This window comes from Ketobacter sp. MCCC 1A13808, assembly GCF_009746715.1.
GTDB lineage: Bacteria > Pseudomonadota > Gammaproteobacteria > Pseudomonadales > Ketobacteraceae > Ketobacter.
This window is the reverse complement of sequence record NZ_VRKW01000004.1, coordinates 129,067-152,616: the sequence shown is the minus strand read 5'-3', so window position 1 is coordinate 152,616 and position 23,550 is coordinate 129,067. Positions and strand designations below refer to the sequence as shown.

Genomic DNA, 23,550 nt, shown 5'->3' with positions numbered 1-23,550 from the left:
CATGTCAGGTATGCGTACGTTAAATTTTGATGCAGTAATTGTTGGCGGCGGCGGTGCCGGCATGCGCGCTGCGCTTCAGTTGGCGCAGTCCGGCCAAAAGACCGCTCTCATTTCAAAAGTGTTTCCGACCCGGTCACATACAGTATCCGCACAAGGCGGAATCACCTGTGCGATAGCTAGTTCTGACCCCAATGATGATTGGCGTTGGCACATGTATGACACAGTGAAAGGCTCTGATTACATTGGTGATCAGGACGCTATCGAATATATGTGTAGCGTCGGCCCAGAAGCCGTCTATGAGCTTGACCATATGGGGTTGCCGTTCTCCCGTACGGAAGAAGGTCGCATCTATCAGCGTCCATTCGGGGGCCAATCCAAGAATTTCGGTGAAGGCGGTCAGGCTGCCCGCACCTGCGCAGCGGCAGACCGTACTGGTCATGCGTTGCTGCACACGCTTTATCAGCAAAACGTTCGTTGCAACACCAATTTCTATAATGAGTGGTATGCCGTCGATTTGGTGAAAAACCAGGACGGGGCCATTACCGGTGTTATCGCAATCTCCATGGAGACCGGTGAAACGGTTTATTTCAAATCCAAGGCAACCGTATTTGCCACTGGTGGCTCAGGCCGTATCTATTCGTCAACCACTAACGCCTTGATCAATACCGGGGACGGTGTGGGCATGGCGTTGCGCGTAGGGCTGCCTGTTCAGGATATTGAAATGTGGCAGTTTCATCCCACCGGCATCGCCGGCGCCGGTGTTCTGGTAACGGAAGGTTGTCGGGGCGAGGGTGGTTACCTTATAAATAAAGATGGTGAACGTTTCATGGAGCGGTACGCTCCCAATGCGAAAGACCTGGCTGGGCGTGACGTTGTGGCGCGTTCCATGATGCAGGAAATCCTGGATGGCCGCGGTTGCGGGCCGGAAGGCGACCATGTGATGTTGAAGTTGGATCACTTGGGTGAAGAAGTATTGCATAAGCGGCTGCCGGGCATTTGTGAGCTGGCGATTACGTTTGCAGCTTCCGACCCGGTTAAGGTGCCTATTCCGGTGGTGCCCACTTGTCACTACATGATGGGCGGTATCCCGACTAATATCCATGGTCAGGCGATTACTCGCGATGCCGACGGCAAAGACAAAATCGTTGAAGGTTTGTATGCCGTTGGGGAGGTGGCCTGTGTATCCGTACACGGTGCAAATCGCCTGGGCGGTAATTCATTGCTCGATCTGGTTGTGTTTGGTCGTGCTGCCGGCATGTTCATTGAGCAATCGTTAAAGCAGGGCATTGAATTACGAGATTCAACCGCATCCGATCTTGAGCAAGCTATGAGCCGCATGAACAGGTTGGAAGCCAGCACTGCCGGAGAAGATGTCGCGGCGTTACGCAAAGAGCTGCAAACCAATATGCAGAACAATTTTGGTGTATTCCGCAAAGGCGACATGATGGTGAAGGGCGTTGCGAAGCTGGAAGAGCTCCGGGAACGTATCGGTAATACTCATCTGGTTGATAAGAGTAAAGCGTTTAATACTGCTCGTATCGAAGCGCTGGAGCTGGATAGCCTTTTGGAAGTAGCTGAGGCAACCGCCATTGCGGCAGAGGGTCGTAAAGAAAGCCGTGGCGCGCATAGCCGTTATGATTTTCCGGACCGTGATGATGAAAACTGGTTGGCGCACTCGCTCTATGATCCGAATTCCAAAACGCTTTCACAGCGTGAAGTTAACTTTGCGCCTAAGCAGGTTGAAACATTCCAGCCCAAGGTCAGAACTTATTAAGGTGAATCCACATGTTGCAGGTTAGTATTTATCGCTACAACCCGGATACAGATGCCGAACCGTACATGAAGGACTATCAGATCGATACCGGCGGTAAAGATTTGATGGTGCTGGACGTGCTCAATCTGGTGAAAGACAAAGATACCACCATGGCTTATCGCCGTTCCTGCCGTGAAGGGGTCTGCGGATCCGATGGCATGAACATTAATGGTAAGAATGGGCTGGCGTGTATCACCTCAATATCACAAGCTACCAATGGTAAGAACAAAAAACTGGTTCTGCGTCCGTTACCGGGCTTGCCGGTGATCCGGGACCTGGTGGTTGATATGGCTATGTTTTATGCGCAATATGAAAAGATAAAGCCGTATGTTGTTAACAATACCCCGGTCCCGCCGATCGAGCGTCTCCAAAGTCCGGAAGAAAGGGATAAGCTCGATGGCCTGTATGAGTGCATTTTGTGTGCTTGTTGCTCCACTTCCTGCCCCTCCTTCTGGTGGAATCCGGATAAGTTTATTGGGCCGGCAGGATTGCTACAGGCGTATCGGTTTATATCTGACAGCCGGGATACAATGACAGAGCAACGTTTGTCGGATCTGGATGACCCGTTCAGTCTGTTTCGTTGTCGAGGCATAATGAATTGCGTAAACGTCTGCCCTAAAGGTCTGAACCCTACAAAAGCGATTGGAAGCATACGCAACCTGTTACTTTCTCAGGGTACTTAAAGTTTGTTTATTGTTCATATGTCTATATAATTCAGCAGTCTTAGCCACCTGCGCAATTCCCTTCCGGGTGGCTGATTAAAAAAAGACGCTACACTTGATGTTGGGAATGCAGAATCGTCTCTATACCAAAGTTTTGACGATTTCTGTGAATTTCCCTGCGCCGCTCAAAAAGCGGAAGCAGGTTGATTTTTAACCTTAGGACAAATCGGTAAAACCGAACTATCTGAAAGCGCATTTGGCCCAACCCGCCAGTCGCAAACCTAACATGTTTTCACGTGTCTGTTGCTGATTCGCGTCTTTGCAGGTAGTGTTCTAATCGACACGGTGATCTGCAATGGATGATAGTTTGATGTATCGGCAATGGAGTACGTCGCACCTTTCAGGTTCGAATGCTACCTACGTCGAAGAGCTATATGAAGCTTATCTACAAGACCCCAATTCTGTGCCTGAAGAATGGCGCGATAACTTCGACAAACTCCCCCGGGTAAACGGAACCGAATCCGACGTCCCACACTCCACCATCCGCGAACATTTCCTGTATCTTGCCAAAAATAAGAGTCGAGCTCAGCCCCTGGCAGTGAGCAGCGTTTCTTCTGAGCATGAGAAAAAACAGGTAAAAGTACTTCAATTGATTACCGGCTACCGAGTGCGCGGGCATCAAAAAGCAAAGCTGGATCCGCTGGGCATAATGGAGCGGGAACCCGTTCCTGATCTCGATCTTTCCCATCATGGTTTATCTGCAGCCGATCTGGATACCACCTATCAAACCGGCAATGTGTTTCTAGGTCGTGAAGAAGCAACCTTGAAAGAAATTGTGGATGCGTTGGAACAAACCTATTGCGCCAGCATCGGTGTCGAATACATGCATATTGTCGATACGGCGGAAAAACGCTGGATCCAGCAACGCATGGAAAGTGTGCGCTCTAAACCCAATTACAGCCGCGATGTTAAATCACATCTGTTGGAACGCTTGATTGCCGCAGAAGGGCTGGAGCGGATGCTTGCTACCAAATATCCGGGCACCAAGCGCTTTGGTCTGGAGGGCGGTGAGAGCCTCATACCCTGTATTGATGAAATTATTCAGAGAGCTGGAAGTTACGGAGCCAAAGAGCTTGTACTGGGGATGGCGCACCGCGGTCGTCTGAATGTTCTGGTGAATATTTTAGGTAAAAATCCCGCTGAATTGTTCAGTGAATTCGAAGGCCTGAAGAAAAACGAAGTGGGTTCCGGCGACGTTAAGTATCATCAAGGTTTTTCTTCCAATGTAATGACTCCCGGTGGCGAATTGCACTTGGCATTGGCATTTAATCCATCGCACCTTGAAATTGTGTCGCCGGTTGTGGAGGGTTCGGTCCGTGCCCGCCAGGATCGTCGTCGCGATAAGAAAGGCGATCTGGTGGTGCCTGTGTTGTTGCATGGGGACGCTGCTTTTGCCGGTCAGGGCGTGGTGATGGAGACATTCCAGATGTCCCAGACCCGTGGCTATCGTACTGGTGGTACGGTTCATATCATAATAAATAACCAGGTGGGATTCACCACCAGCTTCCGCCATGATGCGCGTTCTACAGAATATTGTACTGATGTTGCGAAGATGGTCCAGTCTCCCATTTTTCATGTCAACGGGGATGATCCGGAAGCGGTTCTGTTTGTGACCCAGATGGCTATCGATTTTCGTCAACAGTTTAAGAAAGACGTTGTAATTGATCTGATTTGCTACCGGGCTCGCGGTCATAACGAAGCCGATGAACCAGCCATAACGCAGCCGATTATGTATTCTGTTATACGACAGAAAAAGAACCCCCGTGAAATCTATTCCAATCGCTTGGTTGAAGAAGGGTTGTTCAGCCAGGAAGAAGTCACATCGATGATGGATGTGTATCGTAGCGCGTTGGACAACGGACAGCACGTCGTACAGTCATTGGTGAAGAAGCCCAATTCAGAGCTTTTTGTGGATTGGACGCCTTATCTTGGTCATGACTACGCGGCCTACTACGATACCAGCGTTGATTTGAAGCTGCTCCAGGAGTTAGCGAACAAGCTGGATCAACTGCCCGATGGGATGGTGGTGCAGCGCCAGGTTTCCAAAATTCGTGAAGACCGGCAGAAAATGGCAGCGGGGGCATTGGCAATCGATTGGGGCTTTGGCGAAACCATGGCTTACGCAACATTGCTGCACGAAGGCTACCAGGTCCGGTTGACCGGGCAGGACGTGCGTCGTGGTACTTTCTCTCACCGGCATGCGGTGATACACAATCAAAAAGTCCAGGGTACTGTAGTCCCTTTGCAATCTGTAGGGACCAATAATGCTTCCTTCGAATTGTATGATTCATTGTTGTCTGAAGAAGCGGTCCTTGCGTTCGAATATGGCTATTCCACGACAGCCCCTAGCGGTCTGGTGGTGTGGGAGGCTCAATTCGGTGATTTTGCCAACGGTGCGCAGGTTGTGATCGACCAGTTTATCTCCTCTGGGGAACATAAATGGATGCGACTCTGCGGGCTTACAATGTTGCTCCCCCATGGTTATGAAGGTCAGGGGCCTGAGCATTCATCTGCGCGGCTGGAACGATTCCTGCAGCTTTGTGCTGAGCACAATATCCAGGTGTGCGTGCCAACCACACCGGCACAGGTTTTTCACATGCTTCGTCGGCAGGCAATACGGCCATTGCGAAAGCCGCTGGTGGTCATGTCTCCCAAAAGTTTGTTACGTCACAAACTGGCAAAATCGACCTTGGAAGACCTGGCTGACGGGTATTTCAAAGTGGTACTTGAGGATGCATGGGAACACGATCCGAAAGACATTGAGCGCATAGTATTGTGCAGCGGTAAGGTTTATTACGACTTGTTCGAGCATCGGGCTACGCAGGACATCAAGAACACTATGCTGGTGCGTATCGAGCAGTTATATCCTTTCCCCGAAGCGGAACTCAGTAAGCTGTTTGCGCAATACAAAAAAGTGAAACATGTGGTCTGGTGTCAGGAAGAACCCATGAATCAGGGTGCTTGGTATTGCAGCCAGCACCACATGCGGCACGTGGTTCACAGTCATTATCCGGATCTACTATTGCATTATGCCGGGCGTGCAGGTTCTGCAGCACCGGCAGCAGGTTATATGGCGCTGCATCTTGAGGAACAGGCTTCACTGGTAGACACGGCGTTCAACATCGAATAGTAGGTGTCGGGCAATTTATGCCGGCAAGAATTGATTTGGCTAAAAGCTAGAGGCGAATAAGGAACACAAATGACAACTGAAATTAAAGCCCCGCAATTCCCCGAAGCCGTTGCAGACGGCACTGTTGCAACCTGGCACAAAAAGCCCGGTGAAGCGGTTGCTCGCGATGAATTACTGGTTGACATTGAAACCGACAAAGTGGTTTTGGAAGTCGTTGCACCGCATGACGGTGTGGTTGGTAAAATTCTTAAAGAAGAGGGCGATACCGTCCTTAGCCAGGAGCTGGTTGGCTATCTTGAGGAAGGTGAGGGTGCTAGTCCCAAGCCTGCTGAAGCCGCAGCGGAAACTAAAGCAGCACCGGCAGCAGCGCAACCAGAGCCCTCTACTAATAGTGCTGAGGACAGCTGGGGACCAGCAGTAAGAAAACTAATAGCAGAAAATAATTTAGATCCCAGCCAGATAAAAGGCACCGGAAAAGGCGGGCGCATCACTAAAGAAGATGTGTTAAGCCATCTGAAAGGCGGGGCAGCAAAACCGGCTGTTAAAGAAACGCCTAAATCCGGCACCCCGGCACCAATGCCAGCCGGAGCGGTGAATATTGATTTCGGGGATCGTGAAGAAAAACGCGTGCCTATGACCCGTTTGCGTGCCCGAATCGCCGAGCGGCTTGTTTCTGCGCAGCAAAATGCCGCTATGTTGACAACATTTAATGAAGTCAACATGGAACCGGTGATGACGATGCGCAAAAATTACAAGGATATGTTTGAAAAAGCCCATGGGCATCGCCTCGGGTTTATGTCCTTCTTTGTCAGAGCCGCCGTCGAAGCATTGAAAAAGTACCCGTCAGTGAACGCATCCATTGATGGTACGGATATCGTGTATCACGGGTATTACGACGTAGGGGTGGCGGTGTCGACCGATCGCGGTCTTGTCGTACCCATATTGCGCGACGCAGATAAAATGAATTTCGCCGAAATCGAAGGTAAGGTCGTGGATTACGGCAAGAAAGCGCAGGCCGGAAAGCTGGGACTGGATGAAATGACCGGGGGTACCTTCACCATTTCCAATGGTGGTGTATTCGGTTCCCTTTGGTCAACACCAATCTTGAACCCGCCGCAAACCGCCATTCTGGGGATGCATAAAATCCAGGAGCGACCGATGGCCGTCAACGGTGAGGTGAAAATCCTACCCATGATGTATCTGGCAGTATCCTATGACCATCGCATCATAGACGGTAAAGAGGCCGTGCAATTCCTGGTAACGATTAAAGATTTACTGGAAGACCCGGCTCGATTACTGCTGGATCTCTAACAGAACTTTATCGAAAAGCCGGAAAGGATACTGGCTTAAACATACGAATTTTTAATGGGTAATTGTCATGGCAAAAAGTTTCGATGTAGTAGTTATTGGTGGCGGTCCAGGTGGATATGCAGCAGCGATTAAAGCGGCACATTTGGGTTTAAACACTGCCTGTATCGATATGTACATCAACAAACACGGAAAGCCGGCGTTAGGCGGGACCTGTGCCAATGTTGGTTGTATCCCTTCAAAAGCGCTGCTGGACTCAACCTGGAAATATCACGAAGCGAAAGAAGGCTTTGAGATCCATGGTATTGAAGCCAAAAGTGTAAAAATGAATATCGGCAATATGCTTAAACGCAAAGACGATATTGTTAAGAAACAAACCGATGGCGTAGCCATGTTGCTGAAAGCCAACGGCGTTACCTGGCTGCAAGGTCGTGGCAAGCTGTTAGCAAGCAAACAGGTTGAGTTCACACCGCATGAAGGCGATGCGGAAGTATTGCAAGCGGAGAACGTAATTCTGGCGGCTGGTTCAGAACCGATCAAACTCGGGGTTGCGCCTTTGCATGACGACATCGTTGTGGATAATGCAGGTGCACTCGAGTTTACTGACGTGCCTAAAAAGTTGGGCGTGATTGGCGGTGGTATTATTGGCCTGGAATTGGGCAGCGTATGGAACCGTGTGGGCTCCGAAGTGGTTGTGCTTGAGGCGATGGACTCGTTTTTGCCCATGGTGGATCGTCAAATTTCTAAGGAGTTGCTGAAAAATTTGAAAGGCCAGGGCATTGACGTGCGTCTTTCTGCTCGTGTGACCGGAACCACCGTTGACAAAAATAAAGTGACTGTTGAGTACACCGATTCAGAAGGCGATCAATCCGTAGTGGTGGATAAGCTCATTGTTGCAGTGGGCCGCCGCCCTTACACAGTGGATCTTTTCTCTGCGGACAGCGGAGTTAACCTGGATGAACGTGGATTTATTTTTGTGAACCAAAGCTGCGCAACCGATGTGCCGGGTGTATACGCCATCGGTGATATCGTGCGCGGCCCGGCGCTGGCACATAAGGCCACCGAAGAAGGTGTCATGGTTGCTGAAATTATTGCCGGACATACGACGGCCATTAACTACGATTGCATTCCTTCTGTTGTGTATACCCATCCGGAGGTTGCCTGGGTAGGAATAACGGAAGAACAAGCGAAGTCGGCGGGCGACGATTATAAGGTCGGGTCTTTCTCTTTTGCAGCCAACGGTCGTGCAGCGGCCGCGAACGAAACAGCGGGAATTGTGAAAGTCGTTTCCGATTCCACCAGTGACCGCATTCTGGGTGTTCATATTGTCGGGCCTCAGGCATCGGAACTGATTATGCAGGCGTTGATCGCGATGGAGTTCGGTGCAAGTACGGAAGACCTGCAGATGATGGTTTTTGCCCACCCCTCCTTGTCAGAAGTATTCCATGAAGCTTGTCTCGATGTGGATGGCAAAGCCATACATTCAGCCAAGCGTAAACGCCGTAAGTAATATTTTGAAGTTTGGGTTAAGTCGGGTTTCCCGGTGCAACCTTTTTACTGGACTAGGACTACGATTGTTCAGTTGGTAGGAGCTTAACAACTCCAAAGCGCATTTTGCGCAAACTGGTGCGAGGGAAAAGATTCGCGTCAAGCAAGTATAATGTGGGAATTTCCACACAATTTCAGATCGATGGTGAGCCAATGAACTTACATGAGTATCAAGCCAAGCAATTGTTCGCTCAGTACGGTCTGCCTGTTTCACAAGGGGTTGCAGCAAGCACACCCGAAGAAGCAGCAGACGCCGCTGATAAAATCGGCGGAGATCGCTGGGTGGTTAAAGCACAGGTCCACGCGGGGGGGCGTGGTAAAGCGGGTGGTGTGAAACTGGTCAGCTCTAAAGAAGAAATTATCCAGTTCGCGAAGGCGCAATTGGGTACAAACCTTGTGACCTATCAGACCGATGCAAAAGGTCAGCCGGTTAATAAGATTCTGGTAGAAACCTGTACCGATATTGATCAGGAGCTGTATTTAGGTGCAGTTGTAGATCGTGCAACTCGTCGTGTGGTGTTCATGGCATCCACTGAAGGCGGTGTTGAGATAGAGAAAGTGGCAGAAGAAACCCCTGAGAAAATCCTGAAAGCTGAGATCGATCCATTAGTCGGTGCGCAGCCCTATCAGGGTCGCAATCTGGGGTATCAGTTGGGCCTGTCTAACGATCAGGTTAAGCAATTCACCAAGATCTTTATGGGTCTGGCGAAATTGTTCGAAGAAAAAGACATTTCCCTGATTGAAGTGAATCCGCTGGTTATCACGTCTGAAGGCAATTTACACTGCTTGGACGCGAAGTTGGTTATTGATGGAAACGCGGTTCTGCGTCACCCGGATCTGGCCGACATGTACGATCCGAGCCAGGAAGATGAGCGTGAGCGTCGTGCTGCGGAGTGGGATCTTAACTACGTAGCGCTGGAAGGCAATATTGGTTGCATGGTAAACGGCGCCGGCTTGGCAATGGCCACCATGGATATCATTAAGCTGAAGGGTGGCAAGCCTGCTAACTTCCTGGATGTGGGTGGTGGTGCTACCAAAGAACGTGTCACGGAAGCATTCAAAATCATTCTTTCTGACCAAAGTGTTGAAGCCGTTCTGGTTAATATCTTCGGCGGTATCGTGCGTTGTGATCTGATCGCAGAAGGTGTTATCGGTGCGGTTCAGGAAGTAGGCGTAAAGATTCCGGTAGTGGTTCGTCTGGAAGGCAATAACGCTGAGCTGGGTGCGAAAGTACTCTCAGAAAGCGGGATGAATATTATAGCAGCGACTGGCTTTAATGACGCTGCCGAGAAAGTTGTTGCAGCGGTGAGAGGTTAATCATGAGCGTTCTAATCAACAAAGACACAAAAGTCATTTGCCAGGGCTTCACTGGTGCTCAAGGTACTCTGCATAGCACTCAGGCAATTGAATACGGTACGCAAATGGTCGGTGGCGTAACTCCGGGTAAAGGCGGTTCCGAGCATTTGGGTTTGCCCGTTTTTAACACTGTAGCTGAGGCGAAAGCCGCTACCGATTGTGATGCGACCGTGATTTATGTACCGGCTGCGTTCTGCAAAGATTCCATAATCGAAGCAGCAGATGCAGGCATTCCTTTAATCGTGTGTATTACGGAGGGCATTCCTGTTCTGGATATGTTGTACGTAAAAGAATACGTAGCACAGAAAGGTTTGCGCCTAATTGGTCCTAACTGCCCCGGCATTATTACCCCAGGTGAATGTAAAATCGGTATCATGCCCGGTCACATCCATCAGCCCGGTAAGGTCGGCATCGTTTCGCGTTCCGGTACCTTAACCTATGAAGCGGTTAACCAGACGACCGCTTTGGGTTTCGGCCAGAGCACTTGTATTGGTATCGGCGGTGATCCGATTCCCGGTACAACTTTTATCGATGCGTTGGCGCTGCTTCAGGAAGACCCCCAGACCGAAGCTATCATTATGGTAGGTGAAATTGGTGGAACCGCAGAAGAAGAAGCCGCCGCCTTTATCAAAGAGCACGTCACCAAGCCGGTTGTTTCTTACATTGCGGGTGTTACTGCACCTCCAGGCAAACGTATGGGACACGCTGGCGCCATTATCGCTGGCGGAAAAGGTACCGCTGACGATAAATTTGCTGTGCTTCAGGAAGCGGGTGTCAAGACTGTTCGCAACCCATCCGAAATGGGGCTTGCGTTGAAAGAGCTGACTGGCTGGTAAAATCCCGTTAAGCAAAGAAAGCAAATCAGAAAGCCGGTATCAGGAGACTGTTTGCCGGTTTTTTGTTGTCCGGAATTCTGCGACAATGGCCTACTTATTACCGTTCTCGCTAATATAATTATAAAGCGGATGATCAGTTTCCGGGAAAATTCATGACCTACCAGCACAAGCCGTTTGATACCTCGCTTGTTAAACCCGAGCAGTTGTGGAAACTTACGCAACCCCTGCGCATGTATTTCAGCCCCAAGTTTTTCGGATTGGAAAAAGTAGATTCTTCGAAGCCGACTCTATTGGTGGGCAATCACACTATTTATGGGGTACTTGATGTCCCTTTACTGATAGCCCAGGTATACCGGGATAAGGGCGTGCTGATCAGAACGCTGGCCGATCACGCTCACTATACTATTCCGGGTTGGCGAAACATGCTGGACCGGACCGGAGGTGTAGAGGGCACGCGGGAAAATTGTTCCGAGCTAATGACGCGGGGCGAGCACATAATGGTGTTCCCGGGAGGGGCACGTGAAGTCAGCAAGCGAAAAGGCGAGCAATACCAGCTGACCTGGAAGCGACGCACCGGGTTTTGCAGTATGGCAATACAGCATGGGTATAACATTGTTCCGTTTGCGGCAGTCGGTCCGGATGATATGTACGACATCGTACTGGATGCTGAAGATATTAAAAAATCGGTGCTAGGCAAAATGCTAAGAAAAACCGGCTTGCTCGATAAAAGCAGCATACTGCGTGGAGGTGATCTGATTATGCCGCTAACTCGAGGCCTGGGTTTGACCATGTTGCCACGCCCAGAACGGTTTTATTTCGCCATCGGAGATGAAATTGACGTCTCTCGGTTTTCTGGTCAGGAAAATGATCAAAATGCGTTGTTTGAGCTGCGTGACGAGGTCGCGTTTGCAATTCAGGCGTTGATTGGAGAATTGCTGACGGTCCGTGAGCAGGACCATGAGTCCGGAATAATCAGAAAGCTATTAAACCATCTGTAGGGCAAGCCGAAACCATTAGCCCTGAGAACGCCACTTTTCGTAATGTCCGATATTTTTATATAAATCGTCTACGCTCATTGGCTTCCCGTAATAATATCCTTGTGCATAATCGCAGGAATTTTCCTTCAAAAAATCCGCTTGCAGCAGTTGCTCTACACCCTCTGCAACAACTTTCAATCCCAGCTTGTGGGCCATAGCGATCACAGCTGCGGTAATCTCAACATCGTCTTTATCGTGAGGTATGTCCATTACAAAGGAACGGTCCACCTTGAGCACATGGATCGGAAGTCTCTTCAGATAATTGAGCGATGAATACCCGGTACCGAAATCATCGATCGCGAGGATGATGCCGAGATCCTTCAGCATTTCCAATGTACGAATGGTGCTTTCCACATTATCCATCAATAAGCTTTCCGTGATTTCTATCTCGAGCTGTTGGCTGGGAATATCCGCTGTAGTCACCAGATCTCGAATCACAGTGACCAGGTTAGGGTCATGAAACTGGCGCGGAGACAGGTTCACCGCAACATGACCGTGGGCGGGCAATAACCCGGTACTGTTGAATAATTTTATATGTTCACATGCCGTTTTTAGTACCCATTCACCCATCGGTAGGATTAATCCGGAATCTTCAGCGACCGGTATAAACTCACCCGGCGGAACAAGACCTTTTTCAGGATGGTTCCAGCGAATCAAGGCCTCATAGCCCACCAGCTGATTGGTGGTTAGATCAATTTGAGGTTGATAATACAGTTCAAATTCGTTCCGTTGTAATGCCTGTCTCAACTCGCCCTCCATTGCGAGTTGACGGGTCAGTTCTATGTTCATTTCATCTGAAAAAAACTGATAATTGTCACGACCTTTTGCTTTTGCCCGGTACATCGCGAGGTCGGCATTCTTCATCAACGTGTTGGCATCAATAGCATCACTCAACCCGATGCTGATGCCAATGCTGGTAGTAATAATAACTTCCATTCCGGTCAGACGGATGGGTACTTTCAACACGTCCAGTACTTTCCTGGCAATCGCATCCGCTTCATGCTCATAGTGAATCTCGGGTACGAGAACAGTGAATTCGTCACCGCCCATCCGGGCAACCGTGTCACCGGGCCGGGTGCAGAACCGAAGACGGTGAGCGATGGCTTTCAGCAAGTCATCTCCCTGATCGTGTCCCATGGTGTCATTGATCTTTTTGAAGTGGTCAATATCGAGGAATAGCAGGGCCAGCTTGGTTTTTTCGCGCTCTGAATGCTTGAGCGCCTTTTCCAGACGATTGCGGAACAGATAACGATTCGCCAACTTGGTCAAGGGGTCGTACAGCGCCAACTGCTCAAGTTGCAATTGAACGGATTTTAGCTCTGAAATATCAGACAGGCTGCCCAGGTATCCGATAATATTGCCGCTGCCTTCGTATAGCGGTTTCGCATGGCAGATTACATTCACATCTTCACCATCGTCGCGCAATAACCGGTATTCCATGCGAATTTCGTCACCTTTCTCAACGCACTCTCGCCACCGCGACATGATTTGAAAGCGTTCTTCAGGATGCAACGTTTTGATCCAAGCTTCCTGGGTCAGATGGATATCATAAATATTAGTGATTTCGCGCCAGCGGGCGTTCACATACGTGTACTGACCATCTTCATCGGTCTGGAACACACCGACGGGTGAAGAAGCGGTGAGGGTTCTGAAGCGCTCTTCGCTGTCTCGTAGTGCAACGTTATCATTTTCAATTTTTGCCACCATGCCATTGAATGCGTCTACCAAATCGCCCAGCTCGTCTTCCGTGGTTTTTTCTGCGCGTAATGAATAGTTATCGGATTGTCGTATTTTTATCGCCGTATCCTGCAAACGGGTAATGGGGCGGGTTACAAATGTTTGCAGCCGTACAGCAAGCAGAAAAGTGATGAATAATGAAATCAGGATAATGATGACGCTGGTGACAACCCGCAGGAACATTGTTTCTCGCAGGTCACCTTGATCGGTTAGCAGATATAATGCGCCAATGACACTCTCGTCATAGATGACTTTTTCCCGTATTTCCAAATACTGGTTGTCGTCAATCATTTGGTCGCGTTTCAGTAAATGAGGACACTTGTAGGCGCGATAGGACTTTCGCTCATAAGCGGCAAAAAGATCGTCATTGACATCGAAAAGGCAGGCGAGGGTGATGGATTGGTGTGCTTCCAGCGAACGCAGGTTATCTCTGGCAACTTCTTCGTCCAGAAACTCCAAAGCCGCCGTGCTCCTGTCGGCCAGTATTTTAGCAATAACCCGGTATTCCTGATTCGCTTTATTCTGAGCTATTTGGTAATCGTACAGTGTGAAAAAAATACCTGAGATACTCAATGCAAGCGCACTGGTGATCATTGCAATCATAATGGTTTTAATGCGAAGAGAGAGCTTTTGAAAAAACCTCACTGCCGATGCTCCTCAGGTACGCGGTATACCTTGCGCGCAATTTCAAGCAGCTGGGAACGGATAGACATGTCCTTCTGCTGTACACGTTGCAGGTTTATTTCCAATCTCACGCGATTTTTCTCATCGAGTACAAATCCGATTTCTCCGTTGTCTCTGGCAAAGTCGCTGGTCTCGCCTACCACAAGCATGTCAGGTGTTGAAGCGCTGGTAATATCACGAATATATTTTCGCCCTAATGATTTTGTCAAAAATAATATATGGCAATTTGTAGTTGGTGTGTATTTAGCAAGAAGTCGGATATCAATAGGGTGGTTGCGCGTGGTTTTGCTTTTTAGATCAGCCAGCGGCACATCACTCGGTAGTTTTCCCATTACGCAAATGATGTAGGGCGAATCAGTATCACCCTCCGGGAACGGGTGAGACCAGGTAAGGTACTTGGTGAAATTATACAGATAAACTAATTTCACATCGTATTCCCCGGGAATGCTGGCTTGGCATAATGCGGACCATTTCAGACAAGCGAACAAAACCAGCGTTGTTAACGCTGTGTGTCGCCAGTGTCTGAGTCCGGTCTTCAAACGTTTTACATCCCTTTAATCTTGCTCTTGCTTTAAATTGTTGTCTGCAGAATGCCTAATCATTGCGTGCTTCAAGCTATTACTACAGTGTAAAAGTAATTCCATATTTTACAAATTATACAAAGGGTTAGGTTGGTCTATCAGGGTGAAATCGCGGTTGCGCGGGCGAGTGCGAACTGAGCGATGTTAGCACTTTAGGTTATATCACTGCTTTTTACGCCTTCTGTGAGTAACGCCTGAATTTGCATTATTAACGACTTTAACTCGGGTTTGGACAGTCTAGGGCGCGCATGGAAGGCCCCTAATAGCCCGTAGTAGGCTATTTTCGCCAGCATTGCACCTCGGTCATTATTTCCTGTAATACCGGAGTAGACAGCGATCAAATAGCCTAGGCGGAGCTGATCTGTTCGCTCAACCCGGACTCTGACCACATCATTGATGAAGGCCCATTGGCGAATCGCTATCTCAAGGTCAGCATCACTATTCCATGCCGACTCCATCAATAACCCCATCTTTTCCTCTAAATCCGAGGAATTGGCGATGGTGTTATTCAAAACAGCGATGGTTTGCTCGGCTTCCCACTGCTGGAGTAACGCCTCGATGAAATCGTCCATATTGCTGAAATGGTGGTAAAAAGAGCCTCGGGTTACATCAAGTCGCCGGGCAATCTGTTCACCAGAAATGCCCGTAGGCCCGAATTCCTTGAGCTGGTTGATGCCGGCTGAAATCCATTTGTCCCGGTTTAATTTTGGCACATTGCACCTCGATAAGAAAAACATACAGGGTTGTATTGTATTTTCTACCCTTCTATTCTGGAAATAACAAGACACCCTTGTATCGAGACAACAATAAAAATCGAGGCGACAACGATGGCTCCAACGGAAACCACGCCCCCTGTTCTGAACCACTCCATAACGCGTCTGGTTCCCGGAGACGGGGGGTTGCCGATTGTCGGTTACACACTTCATTCCATTGCCGATCCCATTAAATTCGGTCGTAAACGTTATGAACGATATGGTGAGATAAGCTGGGCCAACGTGTTTGGTATACGAATGATCAGTATGTTCGGGCCGGACGCCAACCAATTTGTATTGCAGAATCGGGGCGATCTTTTTTCCAATAATCAGGGCTGGGATTTCTTTATAGGAAAGTTTTTCCATCGCGGCATTATGCTGTTGGATTTCGAAGAACACCGGCATCATCGTCGCATCATGCAAAACGCGTTCAAAAAACCGGTGCTGGTGCAGTATCTCAGTGAAATGAACGATCCAATTGAGCGGGGCATTGGACTTTGGCGTCCGCAGACCGGCTTTCACGTTTTCTCGGCCATAAAAAAACTGACATTGGACTTGGCCACCGAAGTGTTTATGGGGCACCACCTGGGTACAGAAGCCAATAAACTAAACAAGGCGTTCATCGATACTGTGCGTGCGGGTACTTCTTTTGTCCGTTTTCCAATTCCTGGTGGGCGCTGGAAGAAAGGGCTGGATGGTCGCAAGTTGCTGGAAGCGTTTTTTCACTCAAAAGTAAGTGAAAAGCGAGTCTCAACCGGCAATGATTTGTTCAGTCAGCTTTGCAGAGCCGAAACTGAAGATGGGGAGAAATTTACTGACGATGATGTAGTAAATCACATGATTTTTTTGATGATGGCGGCGCATGATACAACCACTATTACGTTGTGTACCATGATGTATCATCTGGCGAAAAACCCGGAGTGGCAAAACCGGTTACGCAGTGAGAGCAGGGCTCTGGGTAAAGATAAGCTGGATCACTCCGATCTTGAGGTGCTCGATGGCATGACCCGGGTCATGAAAGAATCGTTACGGATGTGCTCACCCGTGCCTTCTTTACCGCGGCGTACTGTGAAAGATGTGGTATACAAAAATACCCTGATTCCCAAGGGTTCTTTGCTGGCAGTCTCGCCCTATTTTACTCATTACATGGATGAGTTTTGGCAATTTCCTGACTGCTTTGATCCGGATCGCTTTTCTGAGGCCCGGCGCGAAGATAAAGTGCATCCTTATGCCTGGGTTCCATTCGGTGGCGGGGCCCATATGTGTATTGGTCTGCATTTCGCGGATATGCAGGTGAAGGCGGTTCTGCATCAGATCCTATTAAGATATAAATGGTCTGTTGACCCGAACTATTGCATGCCGGTCGATATGACCTCATTGCCCGTTCCGGCCGATAAGCTGCCGGTTAAACTCGACTATATTTAGTTAAAACGCGGGAGCAATTGCGAAGGCCCGTAATCCGACGCCGCGTGCTACCGTTCGATAACGGTGTTTTTCTCGCTGCTAATATCGGCATCAATCATCGACAAATCAACCAGTATCTGTGTTTTTTCATATACCGTGGCGATGCGCCTACCATTCCAGTGATAAGCCAGCAGCTTGCTTTGTACCGGCAGCGAGATGGCAGTTGGCCGAAATACCGCGATACAATCCGCCCCCGGTTTTCTCACTGAAGGATAGAGTAGTCCCCAGCGATCTTGGGCCCTCATGTCAGCACCGAACTTTTGTGGCACGGAATAGTGGGCAGGGTCCGGATCGAACAGGTATTGAAAGCGTTCAGAGCAAAGGTCAATTAGTGGCTTTTTAACGGTTCCTTTGAAAACCCTTACATCAATGTCGCACGCTGGCTCCTCCGTAGCGTGAAGAAATCGTTCGCGGTGATAGACGGTTTCTCTAATGGCGGTTTCCAGATTTCTGGCAGCGTAATACACTCCATAGTCACCATTGGTAAAGCGGCTTGCATGCCCGGTATGAGTAAAAGCCGCCATCACCACACTCGCACCAGGGCCGGATACCCTGTCTTCCGGTCTAACCTGAGAAAGATGTCCAACTTCGTTTCTCAATCTCTCATTTGTTAAGGATTCCAATTCAAATGCAGCCTCCATTAACTCCGGAGGCGTGAAACGCTCAAAAAAATTGATAGGCGGAAATCGGGTGGGAATAATCCGGTAGTGGGGGCCCTCGACCCAAACTTCCTTGTAATCGGTTGTTGTCATTAATGTCCTCGTTCGCCGTCAAGGTAGCGTCGCACATCGCTGAGGTCCACCACGCGTCCACCGAGCATTTTCTCCAGTGCACTGCGACCGGAAAACAAGGGTGCTTTATTGGGTTTCTTAATCCATTCAGCGGCTTGCTGGGAATTGGGCAGCAAAATGTTGATGGCTTTATAAATGCCCATTAGATAGGAGACTCGCTCCAGCGTGTCCTGATTCAGGCGGATGGGTTTGGCCTGCTTCCCGTCCGCAAAATCCTTCATGCGATAAAAGCTGCTCTTGGCAGGGTTACCCAACAGCGTTATTTGTTGTTTGCTGGAAAGGGCCCACTCACTGGTAATGCCAAAGAAATTAAGCAAGGCCGCTGCGCTGAGCCGATCTTCAGATTCTGAATAAGCAAGCGGTTGTTCAGGGTTAGTATTCATGCTTCACCGTGAAACTGGTTAATTTGGTATAAACGACCTAAGTATAGCGCCCCGGGAGAGACTAAATCAAACAATGATCCCAAATGGGAAAATTTTCAGGGCGATCGAGTTCAGGTTGTGGGTGTTTTCCGGAACCTGGTGCTCGCAGCAAGCAAACTGGCGATCCCGCCACCTATCACCAGGGCAATGCCGATAAGACTCTGTGCGTCCGGTTTATGGTCCCAGATCAACCAACCCAACAACCCAGCAAACACCACTCCAAAGTAAGACAACGGGGCAATAGTATTGGCCGGAGCGTGGGTATAGGCCAGGTTGTAGAGCTTCATCGTGATAAAAATAGACAAGCCGACCGTCAGTAGGCCAGGCCATAGCTGCACTGGGACCGGTCCCCATTCACTAATCGCAATAGGTAAACTCAGCACAATTGAAATCGCAAAGTAGTAGAACAAGATACGGTTGGAAGGCTCTGTGGTTGATAATTCCCGGGTGTAAATCATTGATAGCGATAAGCTGATTCCGGAAACAAAGCCGACCCCGTGCCAAAGGCTGATGCTGTTTCCATCGGGCTTTAGTATCAGTAATATTCCGATGAAGCCCAATGCGATACCGGCACCTTTGTACCAGGCCATTCCTGTTTTGAACAAAATCAGCATGAAAAAGGGAACACAAATCGGCGCAGTGTTTCTAAGTAACGAGGCGTCCACCAGCGGAATATGACTGATAGCAAGGTAGTAGGTATAAAAGCAAAGCCAGCCGGCGACCCCACGAATCAGATGTTGGCTTAAATGATCGCTTTTAATGCCTTCTGCTCCAACCCGGGCTAACCACGGTAATAAAGTAAATAAGCAGATAAGATATTGAATAAAAACAATCATTCCCACTGATATAGAGGTGGAAAGGTACTTTGTAATGGCTGCAACTGCAGTGGCGAAGACCGAAGTAAGAATGGCGTAGGCTGCCGCTACTTTGATATTGTGACTTCTATTCGGCACACTGTGTCCCGGTTAAGTGGCTATTATTACGAGTTTGGGTATGCACCTTACCATGAACCTGATAATCAGTACGTGTATTGCAAGCAGGAGAGCGCTGCGTGGGTAAAGAGAAACAGCATATCGGTGAAATGACGCTGGAAGAGGGTCTCCAGTTATTTTTAAGTAGCGTCAAACATAGCATGTTGCTTGGAATGACATTAGACGAAATTTCTGAGGATGGCCTGGTTGTCAGGCTGCCTTACTCAGAGCAAATCATTGGTAATCCCGAAACCGGTGTTATTCATGGCGGAGCGATTACCAGCCTAATGGATCAGGCGTGCGGGCTCGCCGTGGCACAATCTTTAGCACCGGATTTTGATATCACTCCCACAATTGACCTGCGCATCGACTATATGAGGCCCGCAGAACCCCACAAAGACGTGTTGGCCTATGTTACGGCCTACAGAAAAACCAAAAGTGTGGTGTTTGCACGGGGTATTGCTTATCAGGATAATCGTAACCAGCCTATCGCCCATTGTGTGGCAAATTTCATGCGCATGGGGTTAAGTAAGGTGCCGTGGCAGGAATTTAAACACGGAGGGCAGGGCGAATGAAAATAGAAACGGTTCTGGAGCAGTGTCGGGAGACCAATGATTACGACACCTTGGTTCAAGCTGTTCCCTACGCTAAAACCATAGGAATGTCCTGCCTGAAAGCGGGTGAAGAGGTGATATTTACGTTGCCCGCAAACGAGAATAATATTGGAAATCCGACATTACCGGCCATCCATGGTGGAGTGTTGGGTGGGTTTATTGAGCAGTCTGCGATACTGCATATCCTCATGTTGATGGATACACCTCAGTTCCCGAAAGTGGTGGATTTGTCTATCGATTACCTTAGCGCAGGATTGTTCAGGGACAGTTTTGCGGAATGCACGGTTCTGCGGATGGGGCGTCGTATTGCCAACGTATCTGTCGTGGTCTGGCAATCCAAAAAAGAAGAGCCCGTTGCCACAGCACGTGCGCATTTATTGCTGAATTAAAACCATACTTACTATTTTGTATTGCTGATAATAATAAGAACATCCTGAGCAGAGCATAGAAAAGACTGGAGTTTACCGTTGATTTTTTTGTCATTGGCTGTATTTGTTGTGTGTACCGTAGTGATGGTAAAGCGTGCATTCGCTGAAAAGACCTATTGGGGTTTGCTGTCACTGATTGCGCCTCCAAGCTGGCCAATCTTCTATGCTGAACATTGGAAGCGGTATCGTGTTCAGGGGGTTGTGCACCTCACCAGTTTCATCGCTTTATTATTTTTTATTTCTCTTCATATCCGGGCTCACCCGTTCGAATTTGACGGCACTCCACTGGCTTCTGTAAGAAATATAATTGCCCCCGCTTTTGCAAGCACACCGTTAGCGTTGGAACGCTATACTTTCGCTTCAGAAGACGATGTAAACGCGTTAGCGGACAGCATGGGGAAAGGGGTGGTACTGCATTTCGGAGGGCAGGATATACCGTTAGAGCGGGCGACGTTAATCGACGGCATGCTCAGGATGCGCAGCCTGCCCGACGCCCGCCCTTCGATTGAGTTGGCAATTGATTTACGGAAAACAGGATTACATAACGCAGGTGCCACTTTGCTCGATCTTGGGCCTGATTCTATCGATCATCCTTCTGTATATCTATTTGAATATGAGAATTTGAATAAGCGCCCCAAGATAACATCTTACGATCGTGGATTCTGGTTGCATTTGAGCATTGAGCTTGCGGAAGATGAACGTGTTTCCGGTGATATCAGGCTGCGCCTGCCGGATGAAGACCAGAGCTATCTTGTAGGTCGGTTTGATGCTTCCAAAAAAGATTTAGTCTGGGAGATCGGTACCGTTCGTCGTGATTACGATTCCAACGACACCATAGAATATATTTCGCAACAATATCTGGAAAATAAATTGGGAGGCTCGTTAGAGCAGGTAGTTAACTTCCGCAAAACATTTTTTCAGACTACTCAGGTGGAACCGACGGCAAGTACGCTTGCCACAGTTGCTCTGAACGATGGTAGCATCCAGTATGTCGAGTTAAGTTTATATAAAGATCCGGAAGCAGGCTGGATTGTGGAGCACAACACAAAGGCGGGTCTAACGGCGGCACTGAATACCCTTGAGGATATGCCCGCCGGCACTGTTCCTTCTTTGACGCCCGTAAGGAATCGGGTTTTTACTGTTGAGCAAGCCGACTCTTTGCTAGGCAATAATGTCGCTGTCATCACACAGAACGGGCGTAGTAAAGAAGGTATCATCACATCGGTAGATCAGCATAGCCTGTGTCTGACGTTGCCCCTCAACGGCAGCGAGATTGTAATGATGATCCGCCGTCAGGATGTAAAACAAATTCAGCTTATGGAGTAGCGTAAAGAATCAACCAAAGCGTTCGGGGGCCATGCGCCCCCAATTGAATGGTTTGTTCTATATCAGCAGTACGTGACGGGCCCGATATAAAGTTTAGTGCGCGGGGAAGACGGGTGCCCTCTTGTTTTAAAAGGTTCCAGAGATCATTCTTTCCCGCAACAACTTTTCTTTCACTAAGCAATAATATATGCAAGTCCGGAAGAAAACCCAGTAGGGTGGGGTTGCCTGCCGAGGACAATACCGCGACCGTTCCGGTATCGGCAATTCCCGCGCAAGCTTCACTTAGGCACACCCGATCACAACCGTCAGAACTGCCTCCATTAGCGGATATACCATGATCTGCCCAGCCCAAATTCAGAAACGCTGCGCTGACTCTGATTTCGAGCGGTAATTTCGTCGTTTTCAGGTAATCGGCTATTAACGGAGTTACCTGAGTGACATGCTCGACAGTGTTTACCCTGACTTGGTTGGCTGACGTTGTGGATATAAAATGATGGATGTCTCCAAATTGAATGGTATCGCCAGGTTGGTGGAGTAGCGGGTCTGGTGGTGGTGCAGTGACGCGTCGTCTCAGGTTGTGCAAAATGATCTCTCGATCGCTTGGCTTACTTACTGTCATGAGCACTGCTTCTGGTTTTTTTTCCATTCGGATAAAAAGGTTTTTCCAGGTGCAGGAAGTTCCCTGTGTCGGCTCCAGCCCCTGGGTAAACGCGAAAGATTGATCTTCAATTTTCCTGACCAGCGTAGAGTTTGGTTCAGACGGTTAGTACAGAATTGGAATAGCCGTGGCTGGGTTGCCAGCCAGCTATAAACCATTAAACCCCGTCTCCAGCCTCCGGGTTCGTAGTGCTTTCTGTGCGATCGGGCTCTGAGTTTTCGCAGTAATCCCGGTAGCGGAATACCCATAGGGCAGACTTCTTCGCACCGTCCACAAAAGGTGGAAGCATCGGGTAACTCTCTGAAAGGTTCCAATTTGTTTAATAGCGGTGTTAGTACCGAGCCCATCGGACCCGGGTAGACCCAGCCATAAGCGTGGCCGCCAACATTTGAATAGACCGGGCAATGATTGAGGCAGGCTCCGCATTTGATGCAATTGAGCATCGGTTCAAATTCTGAGCCGATTAAGTCGCTACGGCCGTTATCCAAAAGGACCACGTGAAATTGCTGTGGGCCGTCCAAATCCCCGGCGCGCTTCGGGCCGGTAAAAAAGGTCGTGTAGGTACTCATGGATTGGCCAGTTGCACTGCGGGCCAGCACTTCTAATATGGCATCCGCATCCTCCAGGGTTGCCACCACTTTCTCAATGCTGGTAGTGACGATATGCATTTTCGGGATTGTTGCTGTCAGATCGCCATTGCCTTCATTAGTGACGAGGGTAACAGAACCGGTTTCTGCTATGAGTAGATTTGCGCCCGTGATGCCGACGTCCGCTGATAAAAATTCCATCCGTAACTGATTGCGCGCTTCCTCTACCAAGCTTGCAATCTGACTAAGGTCACGTTGGCCTAGATTGTGGTGTTGTTTGAAAAGCGTTGCGACTTGTTGTCTGGTTTTGTGCACGGCAGGAGCAATGATGTGGCTGGGGGGCTCCTTTGCCAACTGAATGATGTATTCTCCCAGGTCCGTTTCGATTAATTTTAAACCCGCTTGCTCAAGATGCGCATTTAGATTGGTTTCTTCACCAATCATGGATTTGCCTTTAGTGACTTTGCTGGCATCCACTGTCCGGCACAGATTAAGCACGATGTTATTCAGCTCTTGAGGCGATTTTGCCCAATGCACCTGGCCACCGCTAGCCTGTACATTCTGTTCGAATTGCTCGAGTAGCGCCGGAAGGTTGGCTAGAGCAGATTGCTTCGCTAATTGCGCACGGCGCTTTAGCAGCTCGAAATCATCCACCATAGAAATGGCCTTGAGCCGCTTATTGATGAAGCCGCTTTTGGCTCTCGTCAATGCGGTCTGGAGTTGCTCATCCTGTAATGCGTTAGCGGCATTAACGATGAATGTTCCACTGCCATGCTTACTCATCA

Annotated in this window: 20 protein-coding genes; 12 read left to right on the top strand and 8 right to left on the bottom strand. The window is 49.0% G+C overall.

Annotation, left to right across the window (positions count from 1 at the left end):
- Nucleotide 1: 1 nt before the first annotated feature.
- The 8 genes from sdhA to FT643_RS10210 all read left to right on the top strand — a co-directional run bounded on the left by sdhA (nt 2) and on the right by FT643_RS10210 (nt 11,711).
- Nucleotides 2-1,774 carry a succinate dehydrogenase flavoprotein subunit gene (gene sdhA / locus FT643_RS10245; protein WP_156871299.1) on the top strand — a complete coding sequence of 591 codons (1,773 nt, stop codon included), beginning with the start codon at nt 2-4 and terminating at the stop codon, nt 1,772-1,774.
- A gap of 11 nt (nt 1,775-1,785) precedes the next feature.
- Nucleotides 1,786-2,496 carry a succinate dehydrogenase iron-sulfur subunit gene (locus FT643_RS10240; protein ID WP_156871298.1) on the top strand — a complete coding sequence of 237 codons (711 nt, stop codon included), beginning with the start codon at nt 1,786-1,788 and terminating at the stop codon, nt 2,494-2,496.
- Between the two features lie 334 nt (nt 2,497-2,830).
- Nucleotides 2,831-5,665 carry a 2-oxoglutarate dehydrogenase E1 component gene (locus tag FT643_RS10235; protein ID WP_156871297.1) on the top strand — a complete coding sequence of 945 codons (2,835 nt, stop codon included), beginning with the start codon at nt 2,831-2,833 and terminating at the stop codon, nt 5,663-5,665.
- A gap of 69 nt (nt 5,666-5,734) precedes the next feature.
- Nucleotides 5,735-6,976 (top strand): 2-oxoglutarate dehydrogenase complex dihydrolipoyllysine-residue succinyltransferase, encoded by a 1,242-nt coding sequence (odhB, locus tag FT643_RS10230; protein WP_156871296.1) that lies wholly within the window; start codon nt 5,735-5,737, stop codon nt 6,974-6,976.
- Between the two features lie 67 nt (nt 6,977-7,043).
- Nucleotides 7,044-8,483 carry a dihydrolipoyl dehydrogenase gene (gene lpdA, locus FT643_RS10225; protein WP_156871295.1) on the top strand — a complete coding sequence of 480 codons (1,440 nt, stop codon included), beginning with the start codon at nt 7,044-7,046 and terminating at the stop codon, nt 8,481-8,483.
- A gap of 191 nt (nt 8,484-8,674) precedes the next feature.
- Nucleotides 8,675-9,838: an ADP-forming succinate--CoA ligase subunit beta gene (gene sucC, locus FT643_RS10220; protein ID WP_156871294.1), complete on the top strand. Its 1,164-nt coding sequence runs from the start codon at nt 8,675-8,677 to the stop codon at nt 9,836-9,838.
- A 2-nt stretch (nt 9,839-9,840) separates the two neighbouring features.
- Nucleotides 9,841-10,713 (top strand): succinate--CoA ligase subunit alpha, encoded by an 873-nt coding sequence (gene sucD / locus FT643_RS10215; protein ID WP_156871293.1) that lies wholly within the window; start codon nt 9,841-9,843, stop codon nt 10,711-10,713.
- Nucleotides 10,714-10,865: 152 nt separating this feature from the next.
- Nucleotides 10,866-11,711: a lysophospholipid acyltransferase family protein gene (locus FT643_RS10210; RefSeq protein WP_156871292.1), complete on the top strand. Its 846-nt coding sequence runs from the start codon at nt 10,866-10,868 to the stop codon at nt 11,709-11,711.
- Between the two features lie 15 nt (nt 11,712-11,726).
- Here the strand turns inward: FT643_RS10210 and FT643_RS10205 are convergent, their stop codons facing one another.
- From FT643_RS10205 to FT643_RS10195, 3 genes are all read right to left on the bottom strand, one after another.
- Entirely contained in the window at nt 11,727-14,132 is a 2,406-nt protein-coding gene (locus FT643_RS10205) for a bifunctional diguanylate cyclase/phosphodiesterase (protein WP_156871291.1), read from the bottom strand.
- Nucleotides 14,129-14,599, bottom strand: a complete 471-nt coding sequence (locus FT643_RS10200; protein ID WP_198043466.1) for a YfiR family protein — start codon at nt 14,597-14,599, stop codon at nt 14,129-14,131. The genes FT643_RS10205 and FT643_RS10200 overlap by 4 nt, the downstream gene beginning before the upstream one ends.
- Before the next feature lie 305 nt (nt 14,600-14,904).
- Nucleotides 14,905-15,465 carry a TetR/AcrR family transcriptional regulator gene (locus tag FT643_RS10195; protein WP_198043465.1) on the bottom strand — a complete coding sequence of 187 codons (561 nt, stop codon included), beginning with the start codon at nt 15,463-15,465 and terminating at the stop codon, nt 14,905-14,907.
- Between the two features lie 114 nt (nt 15,466-15,579).
- On the opposite strand from FT643_RS10195, the gene FT643_RS10190 reads away from it, so the two are divergent.
- Nucleotides 15,580-16,929: a cytochrome P450 gene (locus tag FT643_RS10190; protein WP_156871288.1), complete on the top strand. Its 1,350-nt coding sequence runs from the start codon at nt 15,580-15,582 to the stop codon at nt 16,927-16,929.
- Nucleotides 16,930-16,976: 47 nt separating this feature from the next.
- On the opposite strand, the gene FT643_RS10185 is transcribed toward FT643_RS10190, so the two are convergent.
- The 3 genes from FT643_RS10185 to FT643_RS23890 form a co-directional block, all read right to left on the bottom strand.
- On the bottom strand, nt 16,977-17,720 hold the full coding sequence (locus tag FT643_RS10185; RefSeq protein WP_156871287.1) for an RES family NAD+ phosphorylase: 744 nt from the start codon (nt 17,718-17,720) through the stop codon (nt 16,977-16,979).
- Nucleotides 17,720-18,142 (bottom strand): MbcA/ParS/Xre antitoxin family protein, encoded by a 423-nt coding sequence (locus FT643_RS10180; RefSeq protein WP_156871286.1) that lies wholly within the window; start codon nt 18,140-18,142, stop codon nt 17,720-17,722. Before FT643_RS10180 ends, FT643_RS10185 begins: the two co-directional genes overlap by 1 nt.
- 110 nt (nt 18,143-18,252) lie before the next feature.
- On the bottom strand, nt 18,253-19,134 hold the full coding sequence (locus tag FT643_RS23890) for a DMT family transporter (protein ID WP_317621996.1): 882 nt from the start codon (nt 19,132-19,134) through the stop codon (nt 18,253-18,255).
- Nucleotides 19,135-19,253: 119 nt separating this feature from the next.
- Between FT643_RS23890 and FT643_RS10170 the strand changes: the two genes are divergently transcribed.
- From FT643_RS10170 to FT643_RS10160, 3 genes are all read left to right on the top strand, one after another.
- The gene (locus FT643_RS10170; RefSeq protein WP_411267809.1) at nt 19,254-19,727 is read left to right on the top strand and encodes a PaaI family thioesterase; all 474 of its coding nucleotides are present in this window, start codon (nt 19,254-19,256) and stop codon (nt 19,725-19,727) included.
- Nucleotides 19,724-20,155 (top strand): PaaI family thioesterase, encoded by a 432-nt coding sequence (locus tag FT643_RS10165; protein ID WP_156871285.1) that lies wholly within the window; start codon nt 19,724-19,726, stop codon nt 20,153-20,155. Before FT643_RS10170 ends, FT643_RS10165 begins: the two co-directional genes overlap by 4 nt.
- 78 nt (nt 20,156-20,233) lie before the next feature.
- Nucleotides 20,234-21,520, top strand: a complete 1,287-nt coding sequence (locus tag FT643_RS10160) for a hypothetical protein (RefSeq protein ID WP_156871284.1) — start codon at nt 20,234-20,236, stop codon at nt 21,518-21,520.
- Here FT643_RS10160 and FT643_RS10155 read toward each other — a convergent pair.
- Both FT643_RS10155 and FT643_RS10150 read right to left on the bottom strand, forming a co-directional pair.
- A complete protein-coding gene (locus FT643_RS10155) occupies nt 21,510-22,139 on the bottom strand; it encodes a LutC/YkgG family protein (RefSeq protein ID WP_198043463.1) in 630 nt (209 codons plus the stop codon). The genes FT643_RS10160 and FT643_RS10155 overlap by 11 nt on opposite strands.
- On the bottom strand, nt 22,136-23,548 hold the full coding sequence (locus FT643_RS10150; RefSeq protein ID WP_156871282.1) for a lactate utilization protein B: 1,413 nt from the start codon (nt 23,546-23,548) through the stop codon (nt 22,136-22,138). Before FT643_RS10150 ends, FT643_RS10155 begins: the two co-directional genes overlap by 4 nt.
- Between the last annotated feature and the right edge of the window lie 2 nt (nt 23,549-23,550).

Bases quoted from the DNA above. Each gene is read 5' to 3' on its own strand.
- sdhA (WP_156871299.1), top strand. From the start codon at position 2: ATGTCAGGTATGCGTACGTTAAATTTTGATGCAGTAATTGTTGGCGGC.
- FT643_RS10150 (WP_156871282.1), bottom strand. From the start codon at position 23,548: ATGAGTAAGCATGGCAGTGGAACATTCATCGTTAATGCCGCTAACGCA.
- FT643_RS10235 (WP_156871297.1), top strand. From the start codon at position 2,831: ATGGATGATAGTTTGATGTATCGGCAATGGAGTACGTCGCACCTTTCA.
- FT643_RS10180 (WP_156871286.1), bottom strand. From the start codon at position 18,142: ATGAATACTAACCCTGAACAACCGCTTGCTTATTCAGAATCTGAAGAT.
- FT643_RS10165 (WP_156871285.1), top strand. From the start codon at position 19,724: ATGAAAATAGAAACGGTTCTGGAGCAGTGTCGGGAGACCAATGATTAC.
- sucD (WP_156871293.1), top strand. From the start codon at position 9,841: ATGAGCGTTCTAATCAACAAAGACACAAAAGTCATTTGCCAGGGCTTC.
- FT643_RS10210 (WP_156871292.1), top strand. From the start codon at position 10,866: ATGACCTACCAGCACAAGCCGTTTGATACCTCGCTTGTTAAACCCGAG.
- FT643_RS10185 (WP_156871287.1), bottom strand. From the start codon at position 17,720: ATGACAACAACCGATTACAAGGAAGTTTGGGTCGAGGGCCCCCACTAC.
- FT643_RS10190 (WP_156871288.1), top strand. From the start codon at position 15,580: ATGGCTCCAACGGAAACCACGCCCCCTGTTCTGAACCACTCCATAACG.
- sucC (WP_156871294.1), top strand. From the start codon at position 8,675: ATGAACTTACATGAGTATCAAGCCAAGCAATTGTTCGCTCAGTACGGT.
- FT643_RS10155 (WP_198043463.1), bottom strand. From the start codon at position 22,139: ATGACAGTAAGTAAGCCAAGCGATCGAGAGATCATTTTGCACAACCTG.
- odhB (WP_156871296.1), top strand. From the start codon at position 5,735: ATGACAACTGAAATTAAAGCCCCGCAATTCCCCGAAGCCGTTGCAGAC.
- lpdA (WP_156871295.1), top strand. From the start codon at position 7,044: ATGGCAAAAAGTTTCGATGTAGTAGTTATTGGTGGCGGTCCAGGTGGA.
- FT643_RS10240 (WP_156871298.1), top strand. From the start codon at position 1,786: ATGTTGCAGGTTAGTATTTATCGCTACAACCCGGATACAGATGCCGAA.